Annotated in this window: 11 protein-coding genes and 1 pseudogene; 11 read left to right on the top strand and 1 reads right to left on the bottom strand. The window is 72.5% G+C overall.

The window, feature by feature from the left end; translation table 11 throughout:
* The 4 genes and pseudogenes from GA0115242_RS20130 to GA0115242_RS20115 all read left to right on the top strand — a co-directional run.
* On the top strand, window positions 1-306 hold a 306-nt coding region (locus GA0115242_RS20130; RefSeq protein WP_176729864.1), incomplete at its 5' end, for a type II secretion system F family protein.
* 85 nt (window positions 307-391) lie between these two features.
* Window positions 392-592 carry a DUF4244 domain-containing protein gene (locus GA0115242_RS20125; RefSeq protein ID WP_093830401.1) on the top strand — a complete coding sequence of 67 codons (201 nt, stop codon included), beginning with the start codon at window positions 392-394 and terminating at the stop codon, window positions 590-592.
* Window positions 579-947, top strand: a complete 369-nt coding sequence (locus tag GA0115242_RS20120) for a TadE family type IV pilus minor pilin (RefSeq protein ID WP_093830399.1) — start codon at window positions 579-581, stop codon at window positions 945-947. The genes GA0115242_RS20125 and GA0115242_RS20120 overlap by 14 nt, the downstream gene beginning before the upstream one ends.
* Window positions 944-1219 (top strand): annotated as a pseudogene (locus GA0115242_RS20115) (Rv3654c family TadE-like protein); the annotation flags it as partial. The gene GA0115242_RS20120 and the pseudogene GA0115242_RS20115, both read left to right, overlap by 4 nt.
* Window positions 1220-1409: 190 nt before the next feature.
* Here the strand turns inward: GA0115242_RS20115 and GA0115242_RS20110 are convergent.
* The gene (locus GA0115242_RS20110; protein ID WP_237549174.1) at window positions 1410-4178 is read right to left on the bottom strand and encodes a DEAD/DEAH box helicase; all 2769 of its coding nucleotides are present in this window, start codon (window positions 4176-4178) and stop codon (window positions 1410-1412) included.
* A gap of 80 nt (window positions 4179-4258) precedes the next feature.
* Here GA0115242_RS20110 and bldG point away from each other — a divergent pair, with 80 nt between their 5' ends.
* The 7 genes from bldG (at window position 4259) to topA (ending at window position 14396) form a co-directional block, all read left to right on the top strand.
* Window positions 4259-4600, top strand: coding sequence for an anti-sigma factor antagonist BldG (gene bldG / locus GA0115242_RS20105; protein WP_003975386.1), 342 nt, complete (start codon window positions 4259-4261; stop codon window positions 4598-4600).
* Between the two features lie 115 nt (window positions 4601-4715).
* Complete coding sequence (locus GA0115242_RS20100; protein WP_093830397.1) at window positions 4716-5147, top strand: ATP-binding protein; 432 nt, start codon at window positions 4716-4718, stop codon at window positions 5145-5147.
* Window positions 5148-5541: 394 nt separating this feature from the next.
* Window positions 5542-7941, top strand: coding sequence for a sodium-translocating pyrophosphatase (locus GA0115242_RS20095; protein WP_093830395.1), 2400 nt, complete (start codon window positions 5542-5544; stop codon window positions 7939-7941).
* Between the two features lie 219 nt (window positions 7942-8160).
* Window positions 8161-8754, top strand: coding sequence for a small secreted protein (locus GA0115242_RS20090; protein ID WP_093830393.1), 594 nt, complete (start codon window positions 8161-8163; stop codon window positions 8752-8754).
* A 387-nt stretch (window positions 8755-9141) separates the two neighbouring features.
* Window positions 9142-10677 (top strand): DUF7059 domain-containing protein, encoded by a 1536-nt coding sequence (locus GA0115242_RS20085; RefSeq protein WP_176729863.1) that lies wholly within the window; start codon window positions 9142-9144, stop codon window positions 10675-10677.
* Window positions 10678-11106: 429 nt separating this feature from the next.
* Window positions 11107-11304, top strand: coding sequence for a hypothetical protein (locus tag GA0115242_RS20080; RefSeq protein WP_093830391.1), 198 nt, complete (start codon window positions 11107-11109; stop codon window positions 11302-11304).
* 245 nt (window positions 11305-11549) lie between these two features.
* The gene (gene topA / locus GA0115242_RS20075) at window positions 11550-14396 is read left to right on the top strand and encodes a type I DNA topoisomerase (protein WP_093830389.1); all 2847 of its coding nucleotides are present in this window, start codon (window positions 11550-11552) and stop codon (window positions 14394-14396) included.
* Window positions 14397-14503 lie beyond the last annotated feature (107 nt).

Raw genomic sequence — 14503 nt, 5'->3', positions numbered from 1 at the left:
GTGCGGCTCGGCGGGGCACCGGCGGAGGCCTGGCAACGGCTCGGCTCGCTGCCGGGGGCGGCCGGTCTGGCACGGCTCCTGGAACGGGCCGGTGAGTCCGGGTCGCCCGCCGCTGAGCCGGTCGCCCGGCTGGCCGCGGGGGCCCGCGCGGAGTGGGCGCGCGCCGCGACGGCACGGGCCAGACGGGCGGCCGTCCTGGTCACCGTCCCGGTGGGCCTGTGCTTCCTGCCCGCCTTCATCGCGGTCGGCGTGCTGCCCGTGGTGATCGGGCTGGCGGGCGGGGCGTGGGGAGGGGGTGGCCGATGACCGGACGCCGGTGAACGGACGGAGGGCGCCGGGCCCGACGGGGGCCGGGCGCATGCGAAGGAACCTGAATCTGACGGGGGTTGCGATGCACAAGGCGGTACGGACTCGGACGGACGCGCTGCGGCGGGCGGTGCGGCGGGACGGCGGGATGGTCACCTCGGAGTACGCGATGGGGATCGTCGCGGCGGTGGCGTTCGCGCTGGTGCTCTACAAGGTCGTCACCAGCGGCGCGATCACCGCCGAGTTGCAGGACGTGGTGCGGCGGGCCCTCGATGCGGGGGTCTGAACGGCGCGCGCGGGACCGGGGGTTCGTGACGGCGGAGTCGGCCGTGGTGCTGCCGGTGCTGGTGGTGTTCGCGCTGGCCCTGGTGTGGGGGCTGCTGGCGGTCGTCGTCCGGATCCAGTGCGTGGACGCGGCGCGCGCCGGGGCTCGGGCGGCGGCCCGTCAGGATCCGGCCCCGTCCGTGGCACGGGCGGCGCGCGAGGTGGCGCCGCGCGGCGCGGAGGTCACGGTGAGCCGGGAGGGCGAGCAGGTCCGGGTGGTCGTGGTGGCCCGGCCGCCGGGGCTGCGCGGACTGCCGTTCACGGTCCGGGAGGAGGCCGTGGCGGCGGCCGAGGACCTGGGGGAGGACGGCGGATGAGACGGGCGGTGGGCGGCGTTGGCTCGGATCGCGGCTCCGCCACCGTGTGGAGCGTCGGGGTGATCGCGGTGCTGTGCGCGGTGTTCGGCGCGGTGCTGGCCCTGGGGCAGGCGGTGGCGACACGGCACCGCGCGGCGGGCGGCGCGGATCTGGCGGCGCTGGCGGCGGCGGACCACTGGGCCGAGGGCACGGCGGCGGCCTGCGCCCGCGCCGACCTGGTCGCCCGCTCCCAGGCCGTGCGCCTCGTGCGCTGCGTGGTCGTCGCGGACGTCTCGGACGTGACGGCGGCGGCCGGACGGGGGTTCTTCGCGACGGAGGTCCGGGCACGGGCGGGACGGGTGGGACGAGGGGACCGGGGGGACCAGGTGGCGTCGGAGGGGGTGGGGGTTCCCGGGTGTCCTGGGACCGCGATCCCACAGGCGTCGCGGGAGGGGCCTCGGGGGCCGCGGGGGGCTCTGGGGCCTACGGGATCTCCGTCGCCCTCGGCGGGGCCTGCTGGGCCTCCCGCTGGGCCGGGGGCGGGTTCCGGGGCGTGCCGGGGGACGGGAGAGGCGCCTGAGCCCGGCTCTGGCCCCGGTCCTGGTCCAGGCCCCGGTGCTGATCCTGGCCGTGGTCTTGGTCCCGACGCCGTCCTGGGCCCTGGCCCTGGCTCTGGCTCTGAGCCCGATCCTGCTCTTGGCCCTGGTCCGGGCCCCGCCCCTGCTCCTGCTCCTGGCCTTGGTCCTGCCGCGGCCCTTGGTCCGGGCGTCGCTCCTGCTCCTGCTCCTGCCCCTCTTCCCGGTCCTCCGGGGCGTTTCTCAGGAGGGTGGTGAGGAGTCGGATCGCGCCTCTCTTGTGGAGCGGGTCGTTGCCGTTGCCGCACTTGGGGGACTGGATGCAGGACGGGCACCCGGCCTCGCACTCGCAGGAGGCGATGGCCTCGCGGGTCGCCGTCAGCCAGGCGCGGGCGGTGCGGAAGGCGCGCTCCGCGAAGCCCGCGCCGCCCGGATGGCCGTCGTAGACGAAGACCGTGGGCAGGAGGGTGTCGGGGTGCAGGGGGATCGACACCCCGCCGATGTCCCAGCGGTCGCAGGTCGCGAAGAGGGGCAGCAGGCCGATGGAGGCGTGCTCGGCGGCGTGCAGGGCGCCGCCGAGGATCTCCGGGTTGATCCGGGCCTCGTCCAGTTGGTCCTCGGTGACCGTCCACCACACCGCGCGGGTGCGCAGGGTGCGGGGCGGGAGGTCGAGCCGGGTCTCGCCGAGCACCTCGCCGGTGATCAGCCGCCGGCGCAGGAAGGAGACGACCTGGTTGGTGACCTCGACGGAGCCGTAGCAGAGGCGGGCGTCGCCCCACGGGATCTCGGTGTCGGTCTCCAGGACGGAGATGGCGGTCGTGTCCCGGGCGACCGTCGAGTAGGCCGGGCTGGCCTGCTCGACCAGGGCGACCGACTCGTCCAGGTCGAGGGAGCGCACCAGATAGGTGCGGCCCTGGTGCAGGTGGACCGCGCCCTCGTGCACCGCCGTGTGCGCGGAACCGGCGTCCACCGTGCCGAGGAGGCGGCCGGTCGACGCCTCGACGACCTGGACCGGCGGGCCGCCCTCGCCGCGGATGTCGGTGAGGTCGGCGGCCCGCTCGCGGCGCGTCCAGTGCCAGGCCCGCGCGCGGCGGCGCAGCAGCTTCGCGGCCTCCAGCTGGGGCAGCAGCCCGGCGGCGGCCGGGCCGAACAGGTCGAGGTCGTCCTCGGTCAGCGGCAGTTCGGCGGCGGCGGCGCACAGGTGCGGGGCGAGGACGTACGGGTTGTCCTGGTCGAGGACGGTGGACTCCACGGGCTGCCGGAACAGCGCCTCCGGGTGGTGGACCAGGAACGTGTCCAGCGGGTCGTCGCGGGCGACGAGGACGGCGAGGGCGCCCTGCCCGGCCCGTCCGGCGCGGCCCGCCTGCTGCCACAGGGACGCGCGGGTGCCCGGGTACCCGGCGATCACCACGGCGTCCAGGCCGGAGACGTCGATGCCGAGTTCCAGGGCGGTGGTGGCGGACAGGCCGAGGAGTTCCCCGGAGTGCAGGGCCTGTTCCAGGGCGCGGCGCTCCTCGGGGAGGTAGCCGCCCCGGTAGGCGGCCACCCGCCGGGCCAGCGAGCGGTCGATCTCGGACAGCCGCTCCTGGGCGATGACGGAGATCAGTTCGGCGCCGCGCCGGGAGCGGACGAAGGCGACGGAGCGGACCCCCTGCACGGTGAGGTCGGTCAGCAGGTCGGCGGTCTCGGCGGTGGCGGAGCGGCGGACCGGCGCGCCCTTCTCGCCCTCCAGGTCGGTCAGCGGCGGCTCCCACAGGGCGAACACCAGTTCACCGCGGGGCGAGGCGTCGTCGGCCACCTCGACCACCGGCAGGCCGGTCAGGCGGCGGGCGGCCACCGCGGGGTCGGCGGCGGTCGCGGAGGCCAGCAGGAAGACCGGGGAGGCGCCGTAGCGGGCGCAGAGGCGGCGCAGGCGGCGCAGCACCTGGGCGACGTGCGAGCCGAAGACACCGCGGTAGGTGTGGCACTCGTCGACGACGACGTATTTCAGCGACTTCAGGAAGGAGGACCAGCGGGGGTGGGACGGCAGGACGCCCCGGTGCAGCATGTCCGGGTTGGTCAGCACGTAGTTGGCGTACTGCCTGACCCACTCGCGCTCCTCGAACGGGGTGTCGCCGTCGTAGACCGCGGGGCGGATCGCGTTTCCCAGCGGTTGTGAAAGTTCTTTCACCGATCGGCGCTGGTCGGCGGCGAGGGCCTTGGTCGGGGCGAGGTAGAGGGCGGTGGCGCCCCGGCCGTTCGGGGCCTCGGAGCCGTCCAGGAGGGTGGACAGGACGGGCACGAGGTACGAGAGGGACTTCCCGGACGCCGTGCCGGTGGCGACGACCACCGAGGTGCCGTCCAGTGCGTGTTCGGCCGCCTCGGCCTGGTGGACCCAGGGGTGTTCGATCCCGGCTCGGCGCACCGCGGCGATCACCTCCGGGCGAATCCGGTCAGGCCAGACGGCATGCCGACCCGCACGCGGGGGCAAGTGCTCCGTATGAGTGATGCGCGAAGCCCGGCCCGGCCCGGAGGCGAGCCGGCCCAGCACCGTGCCCGGGGCGAGCCGGGAAACGGCGTCCGTCAGGGGTCCGTCGGGTCGGTGATTCTTGGCCATCGGCATCGAGTGTGTCACTGGCGTGACGGACAATGGGACCAAGGCGTCGTGCACGCCTGCCGGTAAGTGATTGAATGCCATCGCGGCTGGCGAACCGTTCCGGGGGCTCCGCCGAGGTGTCCCGAGGGACGACCGCTCGATAGCAAGGTGCTGGAGGATCCGTGGACCTGTCCCTGTCGACCCGTACCGTCGGCGATCGCACGGTCGTCGAGGTCGGTGGAGAAATCGACGTGTATACCGCGCCCAAGTTGCGCGAGCAGCTGGTCGAGCTGGTCAACGACGGGAGTTTCCACCTCGTCGTCGACATGGAGGGTGTCGACTTCCTCGACTCCACCGGGCTCGGCGTGCTGGTCGGCGGCCTGAAGCGGGTGCGTGCCCATGAGGGCTCGCTGCGCCTGGTCTGCAACCAGGAGCGCATTCTGAAGATCTTCCGCATCACCGGTCTCACCAAGGTGTTCCCGATCCACACCTCGGTCGAGGAAGCGGTGGCCGCCACCGACTGACCGTCGGCCCGGGAGCGGGACACCCCCGCCTCCGGGGCGGAAGACGATCATCCAGGGGGTCCGGGCGTTCCGTGGCCCGGCCCCCCGAGCACGCCCGTAGTTCAGAGGGGGATGCATGGCCACCGTTGAACTCCGCTTCAGCGCGTTGCCCGAGCACGTCAGGACCGCCCGGCTGGTGGCGGCAGCGGTGGCGCGCAGGGCCGGAGTGGACGAGGCCGTCCTCGACGAGGTCAGGCTCGCGGTCGGCGAGGCCTGCACCCGTGCCGTGGGCCTGCACCAGAACGGCGGCATCACCGCCCCGGTGCAGGTGCTGCTGATCGAGGAGGAGAAGCAGTTCTCCATCGAGGTCGGCGACGAGGCGCCCCGCTCGGTACCCGGCGGTGACGCGTCGGGCGGCGCGGGCGACGACGTCGAGACCGAGGAGGACGAGATGGGCCTCGCGGTCATCAGCGGCCTCGTGGACGACGTGGAGGTCTCCGCGGGCGAGCACGGCGGGTCGATCCGTATGACCTGGCCCACCACCCCGCAGGGCGCCCCGCTCCTCTGAGCCGGCCCCGACGCCGTACCGCACCATCAGCAGGGCCCCGCCGACGCGGGGCCCTGAGGCGTTTTCCGGCCGGACGGCACTCGGACGACACTGCCGCGCCACCGGTGCCTTCCCGGCCTTTCCCGAATGCGTGAAGCAATTCACGAACAATCGCGCGCGGCGACGATCAACGGCCGATAATTTGATCAAGCCGTCCTGCGGTGCCAATATGGGAGTCGATGTCGGCGGCAATGCCTCCGGGGCGTTACCGCATTCCCGTTCCGCCCCTCGGCGTCGATCATTCGGCGCCCTGCGTGTGCAGGCCAATTCATCGTGCCGCGCCCTGTATTGATCAGGTTCCGCTCCCTACAATCCGTCCACGTCTTGAGCTCAGTCCAAGCGTCAAGGAGGACGAATGGCGGGGCTTTCCACCTCTCAGCAGTTCGACCGTTCCACATCCCTCGCGGCCGCGGTCCTGACCGACGGCAACCGGATCCTGGTGGTGGTCATCGCGGTCGTCGCGCTGGCCGCCCTCGTCGTGGCGGGCGTCCTGGTGCGCCAGGTGCTCGCCGCGGGCGAGGGAACCGACCGGATGAAGGAGATCGCGGCCGCCGTCCAGGAAGGCGCCAACGCCTATCTGGCCCGGCAGTTGCGCACCCTCGGTGTTTTCGCCGTCGTGGTGTTCTTCCTGCTCCTGCTGCTGCCCGCGAGCGACTGGAATCAACGCATCGGCCGATCACTGTTCTTCCTGATCGGCGCCGGATTCTCGGCGGCCACCGGCTATATCGGCATGTGGCTCGCCGTCCGCAGTAATGTGCGGGTCGCCGCGGCGGCCAGAGAAGCGACCCCGGCGGAAGGCGAACCGGAAAAGGATCTCCTCACCGTCTCGCACCGGGCGATGAAGATCGCATTTCGCACGGGCGGTGTCGTCGGCATGTTCACGGTGGGGCTCGGCCTGCTCGGCGCCTCCTGCGTGGTGCTGGTGTACGCGGCCGACGCGCCCAAGGTGCTTGAGGGATTCGGCCTCGGCGCCGCCCTGATCGCCATGTTCATGAGGGTGGGCGGCGGCATCTTCACCAAGGCCGCCGACGTCGGCGCCGACCTGGTCGGCAAGGTCGAGAAGGGCATCCCGGAGGACGACCCGCGCAACGCCGCGACCATCGCCGACAACGTGGGCGACAACGTCGGCGACTGCGCGGGCATGGCGGCCGACCTCTTCGAGTCGTACGCCGTGACGCTGGTCGCCGCGCTGATCCTCGGCAAGGCCGCCTTCGGCGACGCCGGGCTCGCCTTCCCGCTGCTGGTACCGGCGATCGGTGTGATCACCGCCATGATCGGCATCTTCGCGGTCTCCCCGCGCCGGTCCGACCGGGGCGGCATGTCCGCGATCAACCGCGGTTTCTTCGTCTCCGCGGTGATCTCGCTGGTCCTCGTCGCCGTCGCCGTCTTCGTCTACCTCCCGGCCCGCTACGCCGACCTGCACGGCGTCACCGACGCGGCGATCCGGGCGAAGGGCGGCGACCCGCGGGTCCTGGCCCTGGTCGCGGTGGCGATCGGCATCGTCCTCGCCGCCGTCATCCAGCAGTTGACCGGCTACTTCACCGAGACCACCCGCCGTCCGGTCCGCGACATCGGCAAGACCTCGCTCACCGGCCCGGCCACCGTGATCCTCGCGGGCATCTCGCTGGGGCTCGAATCAGCCGTCTACACCGCCCTGTTGATCGGGCTCGGGGTGTACGGGGCGTTCCTGCTCGGCGGTACGTCGATCATGCTCGCGCTGTTCGCGGTGGCACTGGCCGGTACCGGCCTGCTCACCACGGTCGGTGTGATCGTCGCCATGGACACCTTCGGACCGGTCTCCGACAACGCGCAGGGCATCGCCGAGATGTCCGGCGACGTCCAGGGCGCGGGCGCGCAGGTGCTCACCAACCTGGACGCCGTCGGCAACACCACCAAGGCGATCACCAAGGGCATCGCCATCGCCACCGCCGTCCTCGCGGCCGCGGCCCTCTTCGGCTCCTACCGCGACGCGATCACGAGCAACGTGGCCGACGTGGGCGAGAAACTCACCGGCGCGGGCTCGCCGCTCACCCTCTCCATGGACATCTCGCAGCCCAACAACCTCGTCGGACTCGTCGCGGGCGCCGCGGTCGTCTTCCTCTTCTCCGGGCTGGCGATCAACGCCGTCTCGCGGTCGGCGGGTTCGGTGGTCTACGAGGTGCGGCGGCAGTTCCGCGAGAAGCCCGGGATCATGGACTACAGCGAGAAGCCCGAGTACGGCAAGGTCGTCGACATCTGCACCAAGGACGCCCTGCGCGAGCTGACCACGCCGGGGCTGCTCGCCGTGATGGCGCCCATCTTCATCGGGTTCACGCTGGGCGTCGGCGCGCTCGGCGCGTACCTCGCGGGCGCGATCGGGACGGGCACGCTGATGGCGGTCTTCCTCGCCAACTCCGGTGGCGCGTGGGACAACGCCAAGAAACTCGTCGAGGACGGCAACCACGGCGGCAAGGGCAGCGAGGCCCACGAGGCGACGGTGATCGGCGACACCGTCGGCGACCCCTTCAAGGACACCGCGGGGCCCGCGATCAACCCGCTCCTGAAGGTGATGAACCTGGTCTCGCTGCTCATCGCACCGGCGGTGATCAAGTTCTCCTACGGCGCGGACCGGAGCCTCGGGCTGCGGATCCTGATCGCGGCGCTGGCGCTGCTGGTCGTCGTCGGCGCGGTCTACGTCTCCAAACGGCGCGGCATCGCCGTCGACGACGACAGCGGCCAGGGCACCAAGTCGCCGGACCACGCGGCGGTTTCGTAGGCCGGGCACCGTCCGGTCCCGGCCGGGACGACCCCAAGGGACGGGCGGGCGGCGCGCGTTGGCGCGCCGCCCGCCCGTCCGCCGTGCCCGGCCCCTCTCGTCGTGAGGCTTCTCTCCCTTGGTGCAAATGGGCGCAATGTGGCAGCAATGGGTTCCTTGTCGGCCGGTGGAGAGGCGGAGGCGGTCCGTCCGCCGTGTAGGGTCCGGGGGCCCAGAGCGATGGAAGGGACCGATCCGGTGAACAAGAAGCTCGCGGCCACACTGTCCGGCGGGGCGGTACTGGCGCTGGCGCTGTCGGGATGCGGCAGCAGCGACAACGGCAACGAGAAGCTGGACGCCTGGGCCAAGCAGGTCTGTGACGCGGTGCAGCCGCAGGCCAAGAAGATCGAGGCCGCGAACGCCGCGATCCAGAAGGAGACCTCGGACAACAGCAAGCCCGAGGACGTCAAGAAGACCGACGCCAAGGCCTTCCAGGACATGTCCGCCGCGTACAAGGCGATCGGCGACGCCGTCCAGCAGGCCGGGGCCCCGAACGTCGACAACGGCGCCAAGAAGCAGCAGGACGCCGTCAAGGAACTCCACGGCATCTCCGCGTCCTACGCGTCCCTGGAGAAGCAGGTCGACGACCTCGACACCAAGGACCAGGCCAAGTTCGCCGACGGCCTCAAGGGCATCGCCACCGCCCTCAACAAGCTGAGCCAGAGCGGCAACGACGCCCTGAAGACGCTGGAGGAGGGCGACGTCGGCAAGGCGATGGCCAAGCAGCCCAGCTGCAAGAGCGCGTCGGCCCCGGCGTCGGCGACGGCGGGTTGATCGCGACGGCGGGCTGAGGGCGGGGCCGGCCGCAGCGGGTTGACGGCGGCGGGCCGGTCCCGGTCGGTTGACGGCGGCGGGCCGGTCCCGGTTGGTTGACGGCAGCGGCTTGACGGCGGCGGGCCTGGCTCGGTCGGTCGACGGCGGTCGGTCGGCGATTGTGGGCCGTAGAAGCGGCGGGTGACGGCCGCGGCTCGACGGTCGTGGTGCGGCGGACGCGCGTCGGTGTCGTCGGGCGCGGTGGCGGTGGGCCCGCGGTGGCGGCGGGGCGGCGGAAGCGTGGCCGCGGCGTCCGGACGGTGACCTCCGGTCGACGGCTCGGGGCGGTCCGGGCCGGTGCGTCGCGCGGGCGCTCGCGATGTCCGGGCGAGCGGCCACAATGGGGGCGTGAGTGATTCCGGTCTGTCCTCCCCGTCCCCCCTCCCGCCCCTGCCGGCCGCCGACCGGCCCGAGACGGCCGCCCGGCTGCGGGACGCCTTCCTGGGCGCGTCCTTCACCGCCGACGGACTGCTCGACCTGCTCGGCGCCCCCGCCTACGCGGCACTGGCCCGCAGCGAGACCGTGCCCGCCCTCCGGGCCACCCGCGGGGACACCCCGCTGGAGCTGCTCGTGCGGCTGTTCCTGCTGCAGCAGCCCGTGCCGCACGCACGCGTGGCGGACGTCCTGCCCGTCGACGAGTGCCTGGCGGGCGGCTGGCTGACCGCCGCCGGGACGGACGAGGTCGCCGCGGCCGTGGACGTCCGGCCCTACGGCGGACCCGAGGGCGAGGACTGGTTCATCGTCTCCGACCTGGGCTGCGCGGTCGGCGGCGCCGGCGGCGTCGGCAGCCGGGAGGAGGGCGTCGTCCTGGGCGTCGGCGGCGCCTCCACGACGCTCGCCGGTCTCACCGTCCGCACGCCGGTCGCCGCCGCCCTCGACCTCGGCACCGGTTCCGGCATCCAGGCGCTGCACGCGACCCGGCACGCCACGCGCGTGACGGCCACCGACGTCAACCCGCGCGCGCTGCACATCACCGCGCTCACCCTGGCGCTCTCCGGCGCCCCCGCCGCCGACCTGCGCGAGGGGTCCCTCTACGCGCCCGTGCCGGACGGGGAGACGTACGACCTGATCGTCTCCAACCCGCCGTTCGTGATCTCGCCCGGGGCCCGGCTGACCTACCGGGACGGCGGGATGGGCGGGGACGACCTGTGCAGCACCCTCGTCCGGCAGACGGGCGAGCGGCTCAACGAGGGCGGGTTCGCGCACTTCCTCGCCAACTGGCAGCACGTGGCGGGCGAGGAGTGGCAGGACCGGCTCCGCGGATGGGTGCCGCGCGGCTGCGACGCCTGGATCGTGCAGCGCGAGGTGCAGGACGTCACGCAGTACGCCGAGCTGTGGCTGCGCGACGCCGGTGACCACCGCGCCGACCCGGCCGCCTACCAGGCGCTGTACGACGCCTGGCTCGACGAGTTCGAGGCGCGCAAGGTGAAGGCCGTCGGCTTCGGGTGGATCACGCTGCGCAGGACGGCCTCCGCCGAGCCGACGGTCACCGTGGAGGAGTGGCCGCACCCGGTCGAGCAGCCGCTCGGGGAGACGGTCCTGGCGCACTTCGCCCGCCTCGACTACCTCCGGGAACACGACGACGCCGCGCTGCTCGAAGCGCACTTCAAGCTCGCCGCCGAGGTGGTCCAGGAACAGGTGGGACTGCCCGGCGCCGAGGACCCGGAGCACGTGGTGCTGCGCCAGCACCGCGGGATGCGCCGGGCCACCAAGGTGGACACGGTCGGCGCGGGCTTCGCGGGCGTCTGCGACGGCTCGCTGAGCGCCGGGCGCATCCTCGACGCGATCGCCCAACTGGTCGGCGAGGACCCGGTCCTGCTCCGCGACCGCACCCCCGCACAGATCCGCCTCCTCGTCGAACAGGGCTTCCTCGAACCGGTGTGAGCGACCGCTTCCTTCCGGGGTCGGCGAGCGACCGGCCCGGTTCCGTGAGCCGACGGGTGATCGGACCGGTCCCGTGAGCCGACGTGCATCCGGATCGACCTCCTGCGTCGACGTGCGATCGGACCGGCCCCGCGAGCCGACGTGCGACCGGACCGGTCCCCTGCGCCGACGTACGACCGGACTGGCGACGGGCCGCCCCGGCCGTGGGCAGGGGGCGGGATCCGGCGACGGGGGGTGAAACCGGCCAACCCGGCGCCTGGGCCCGTCCGCCGCGCCAGGGGCGTGCGCTCCAGCGTGCGAGGGCGCCCGGGGCCGGGAGGGCCGCGGCGTCGGCCCCGCGTTCACCTCCGGTTCGCCTGCCCGCAGTCCGCGCGTGCGAGTCTCCCCGGCGAGGCACGCGCCGACAGGGAAAAGGGGACTGGGGGAGCCATGGAGAGCGGACCGGCGATCTTCGCGGGCGCGGTGTTCGCCCTGTTCGGAGCGGCGCTGCTGGTGTGGACCGTGGTCCGGGTACGGCACGGCCTGCCCGTCGCCGAGGATGTGAACCCGGTCGCATCGGCGACCCTCGCGAGCCTCTTCTCGCTCACCGCGCTGGTCCTCGCCGCGTGGTGCTTCACCCGGCTCTGAGCGCACCCGCCGAGCCGCGGCTCCGCTGTTCAGAACGTGATCGTCCGGTTCGGCTCGAAAAGGCCGGTGGGTACTCCGGGCGGCAGGAATGGCGGTAGTCGGGTTACCGTTCGAGTGGCCGTTGCGGGCTTTTCCCGTTTGACACGGGGGCGGGATGTACCGTCACACTCCGCAGCGTCACCATGACCCGACCCCGGGACGAAGGCCTGGGGAGGCCCCAGCATCGACCGGAGAGAAGAGCGAAGTTGTCCCCGACCAGCGAGACCGCACAGGGCGGGCGTCGACTCGTCATCGTCGAGTCGCCTGCCAAGGCGAAGACGATCAAGGGCTACCTCGGCCCCGGCTACGTAGTCGAAGCGAGCGTCGGGCACATCCGTGACCTTCCCAACGGTGCCGCGGAGGTGCCCGAGAAGTACACCGGCGAGGTGCGCCGCCTCGGGGTGGACGTCGAGCACGACTTCCAGCCGATCTACGTGGTCAACGCGGACAAGAGGGCGCAGGTCAAGAAGCTCAAGGACCTTCTGAAGGACTCCGACGAGCTCTTCCTCGCCACCGATGAGGACCGGGAGGGCGAGGCGATCGCCTGGCACCTCCAGGAAGTCCTCAAGCCGAAGATCCCGGTCAAGCGCATGGTGTTCCACGAGATCACCAAGGACGCGATCCGGGCGGCCGTCGCCAACCCGCGCCAGCTCAACCAGAAGCTCGTCGACGCGCAGGAGACCCGCCGCATCCTCGACCGCCTCTACGGCTACGAGGTCTCGCCGGTCCTGTGGAAGAAGGTCATGCCGCGCCTGTCGGCCGGCCGCGTCCAGTCCGTCGCCACCCGCCTCGTGGTGGAGCGGGAACGCGAGCGCATCGCCTTCCGCTCCGCCGAGTACTGGGACCTGACGGGCACCTTCGCCACCGGCCGCGCCGGTGACGCCTCGGACCCGTCGTCGCTGGTCGCCCGTCTGCAGACCGTCGACGGCAGGCGGGTCGCGCAGGGCCGCGACTTCGACTCGCTGGGACAGCTCAAGAGCGAGCAGACCCTCCACCTCGACGAGGCGAACGCGCGCGCCCTCGCGGCCGCCCTGGCCGAGACCCGGTTCGCGGTCCGCTCCGTCGAGTCCAAGCCGTACCGCCGCTCGCCGTACGCCCCGTTCCGTACGACGACGCTCCAGCAGGAGGCCAGCCGCAAGCTCGGCTTCGGCGCGAAGGCCACGATGCAGGTGGCCCAGAAGCTGTACGAGAACGGCTTCATCACCTACATGCGTACCGACTCCACGACCCTGAGCGACACGGCCGTCAGCGCGGCCCGTGCCCAGGTCACGCAGTTGTACGGCGCCGACTACCTGCCGCCGCAGCCGCGCACCTACGCCGGGAAGGTCAAGAACGCGCAGGAGGCGCACGAGGCGATCCGTCCCTCGGGTGATCGTTTCCGCACCCCCGCCGAGACCGGCCTGACCGGCGACCAGTTCCGGCTGTACGAGCTGATCTGGAAGCGGACCGTCGCCTCCCAGATGAAGGACGCCACCGGCAACAGCGTCACCGTGAAGATCGGCGGCACCGCGGCCGACGGCCGGGACGTCGAGTTCAGCGCCTCCGGCAAGACGATCACCTTCCACGGCTTCCTCAAGGCGTACGTCGAGGGCGCCGACGACCCGAACGCGGAGCTGGACGACCGCGAGCGCCGTCTGCCGCAGGTCGCCGAGGGCGACGCGCTGAGCGCCGAGGAGATCACGGTCGACGGGCACGCCACCAAGCCCCCGGCCCGCTACACCGAGGCCAGCCTGGTCAAGGAGCTGGAGGAGCGCGAGATCGGCCGCCCGTCGACGTACGCGTCGATCATCGGCACGATCCTCGACCGCGGCTACGTCTTCAAGAAGGGCACCGCGCTCGTCCCGTCCTTCCTCTCCTTCGCCGTCGTCAACCTCCTGGAGAAGCACTTCGGGCGGCTCGTCGACTACGACTTCACCGCCAGGATGGAGGACGACCTCGACCGCATCGCCCGCGGTGAGGCCAAGGCCGTGCCGTGGCTGAAGCGCTTCTACTTCGGCGAGGGCACGGGCACCGGCGGCGCGGCCGACGCGGGCAACGGCGACGGCGACCACCTCGGCGGCCTCAAGGAACTGGTGACGGACCTGGGCGCGATCGACGCCCGCGAGGTCTCCTCGTTCCCGGTCGGCAACGACATCGTGCTGCGGGTCGGCCGCTACGGGCCGTACATCGAGCGCGGCGAGAAGGACTCCGAGAACCACCAGCGCGCCGACATCCAGGAGGACCTGGCCCCGGACGAGCTGTCCGTGGAGATGGCCGAGGAGCTGCTCGCCAAGCCGAGCGGCGACTTCGAGCTGGGCACCGACCCGCAGAGCGGCCACCAGATCGTCGCCAAGGACGGCCGCTACGGCCCCTACGTCACCGAGGTGCTCCCCGAAGGCACCCCGAAGACCGGCAAGAACGCCGTGAAGCCGCGCACAGCGTCCCTCTTCAAGTCCATGTCCCTGGACACGGTCACCCTGGAGGAGGCGCTGCGGCTGATGTCGCTGCCGCGCGTCGTCGGTGCGGACGCGGAGGGCGTGGAGATCACCGCGCAGAACGGCCGCTACGGTCCCTACCTCAAGAAGGGCACCGACTCGCGGTCCCTCACCAGCGAGGACCAGCTGTTCACCATCACGCTGGAGGAGGCGCTGGCGATCTACGCGCAGCCGAAGCAGCGTGGCCGCGCCGCCGCCAAGCCGCCGCTGAAGGAGCTGGGCGAGGACCCGGTCAGCGCCAAGCCGGTCGTGGTGAAGGACGGCCGCTTCGGCCCGTACGTCACCGACGGGGAGACCAACGCGACGCTCCGCTCCGGCGACAGCGTCGAGGAGATCACCCCGGAGCGTGGCTACGAACTGCTCGCGGAGAAGCGGGCGAAGGCCCCGGCGAAGAAGTCCGCCAAGAAGACGGCCAAGAAGGCGCCCGCGAAGAAGGCCCCGGCCAAGAAGACGGCCGCCAAGAAGACCGCCGCGAAGACGGCCGCGCCCGCCAAGAAGGCGACGGCGGCCAAGAAGACGACGGCCAAGTCGGCCACGGCCGCCAAGAAGACGACGGCCGCGAAGAGCACGGACGATTGACGGCACGACACCCCGAACGGCCCGCGGCTCCCACCCGACCGCGGGCCGTACCGGTTGCCGACCCCACTGCGGGCCGTCCGGCCGCCGTCCCGACTGCGGGCCGTCCG

This window comes from Streptomyces sp. SolWspMP-5a-2 (assembly GCF_900091845.1).
Lineage (GTDB): Bacteria > Actinomycetota > Actinomycetes > Streptomycetales > Streptomycetaceae > Streptomyces > Streptomyces doudnae.
Note: the sequence above shows the minus strand (reverse complement) of the source record. Positions and strands in the feature narration are given on the sequence as shown.

Excerpts from the sequence above, each read along its gene's own strand:
- GA0115242_RS20125 (WP_093830401.1), top strand. The coding sequence starts at position 392 with ATGCACAAGGCGGTACGGACTCGGACGGACGCGCTGCGGCGGGCGGTG.
- GA0115242_RS20120 (WP_093830399.1), top strand. The coding sequence starts at position 579 with ATGCGGGGGTCTGAACGGCGCGCGCGGGACCGGGGGTTCGTGACGGCG.
- GA0115242_RS20110 (WP_237549174.1), bottom strand. The coding sequence starts at position 4,178 with ATGGCATTCAATCACTTACCGGCAGGCGTGCACGACGCCTTGGTCCCA.
- GA0115242_RS20100 (WP_093830397.1), top strand. The coding sequence starts at position 4,716 with ATGGCCACCGTTGAACTCCGCTTCAGCGCGTTGCCCGAGCACGTCAGG.
- GA0115242_RS20095 (WP_093830395.1), top strand. The coding sequence starts at position 5,542 with ATGGCGGGGCTTTCCACCTCTCAGCAGTTCGACCGTTCCACATCCCTC.
- GA0115242_RS20090 (WP_093830393.1), top strand. The coding sequence starts at position 8,161 with ATGGAAGGGACCGATCCGGTGAACAAGAAGCTCGCGGCCACACTGTCC.
- GA0115242_RS20080 (WP_093830391.1), top strand. The coding sequence starts at position 11,107 with ATGGAGAGCGGACCGGCGATCTTCGCGGGCGCGGTGTTCGCCCTGTTC.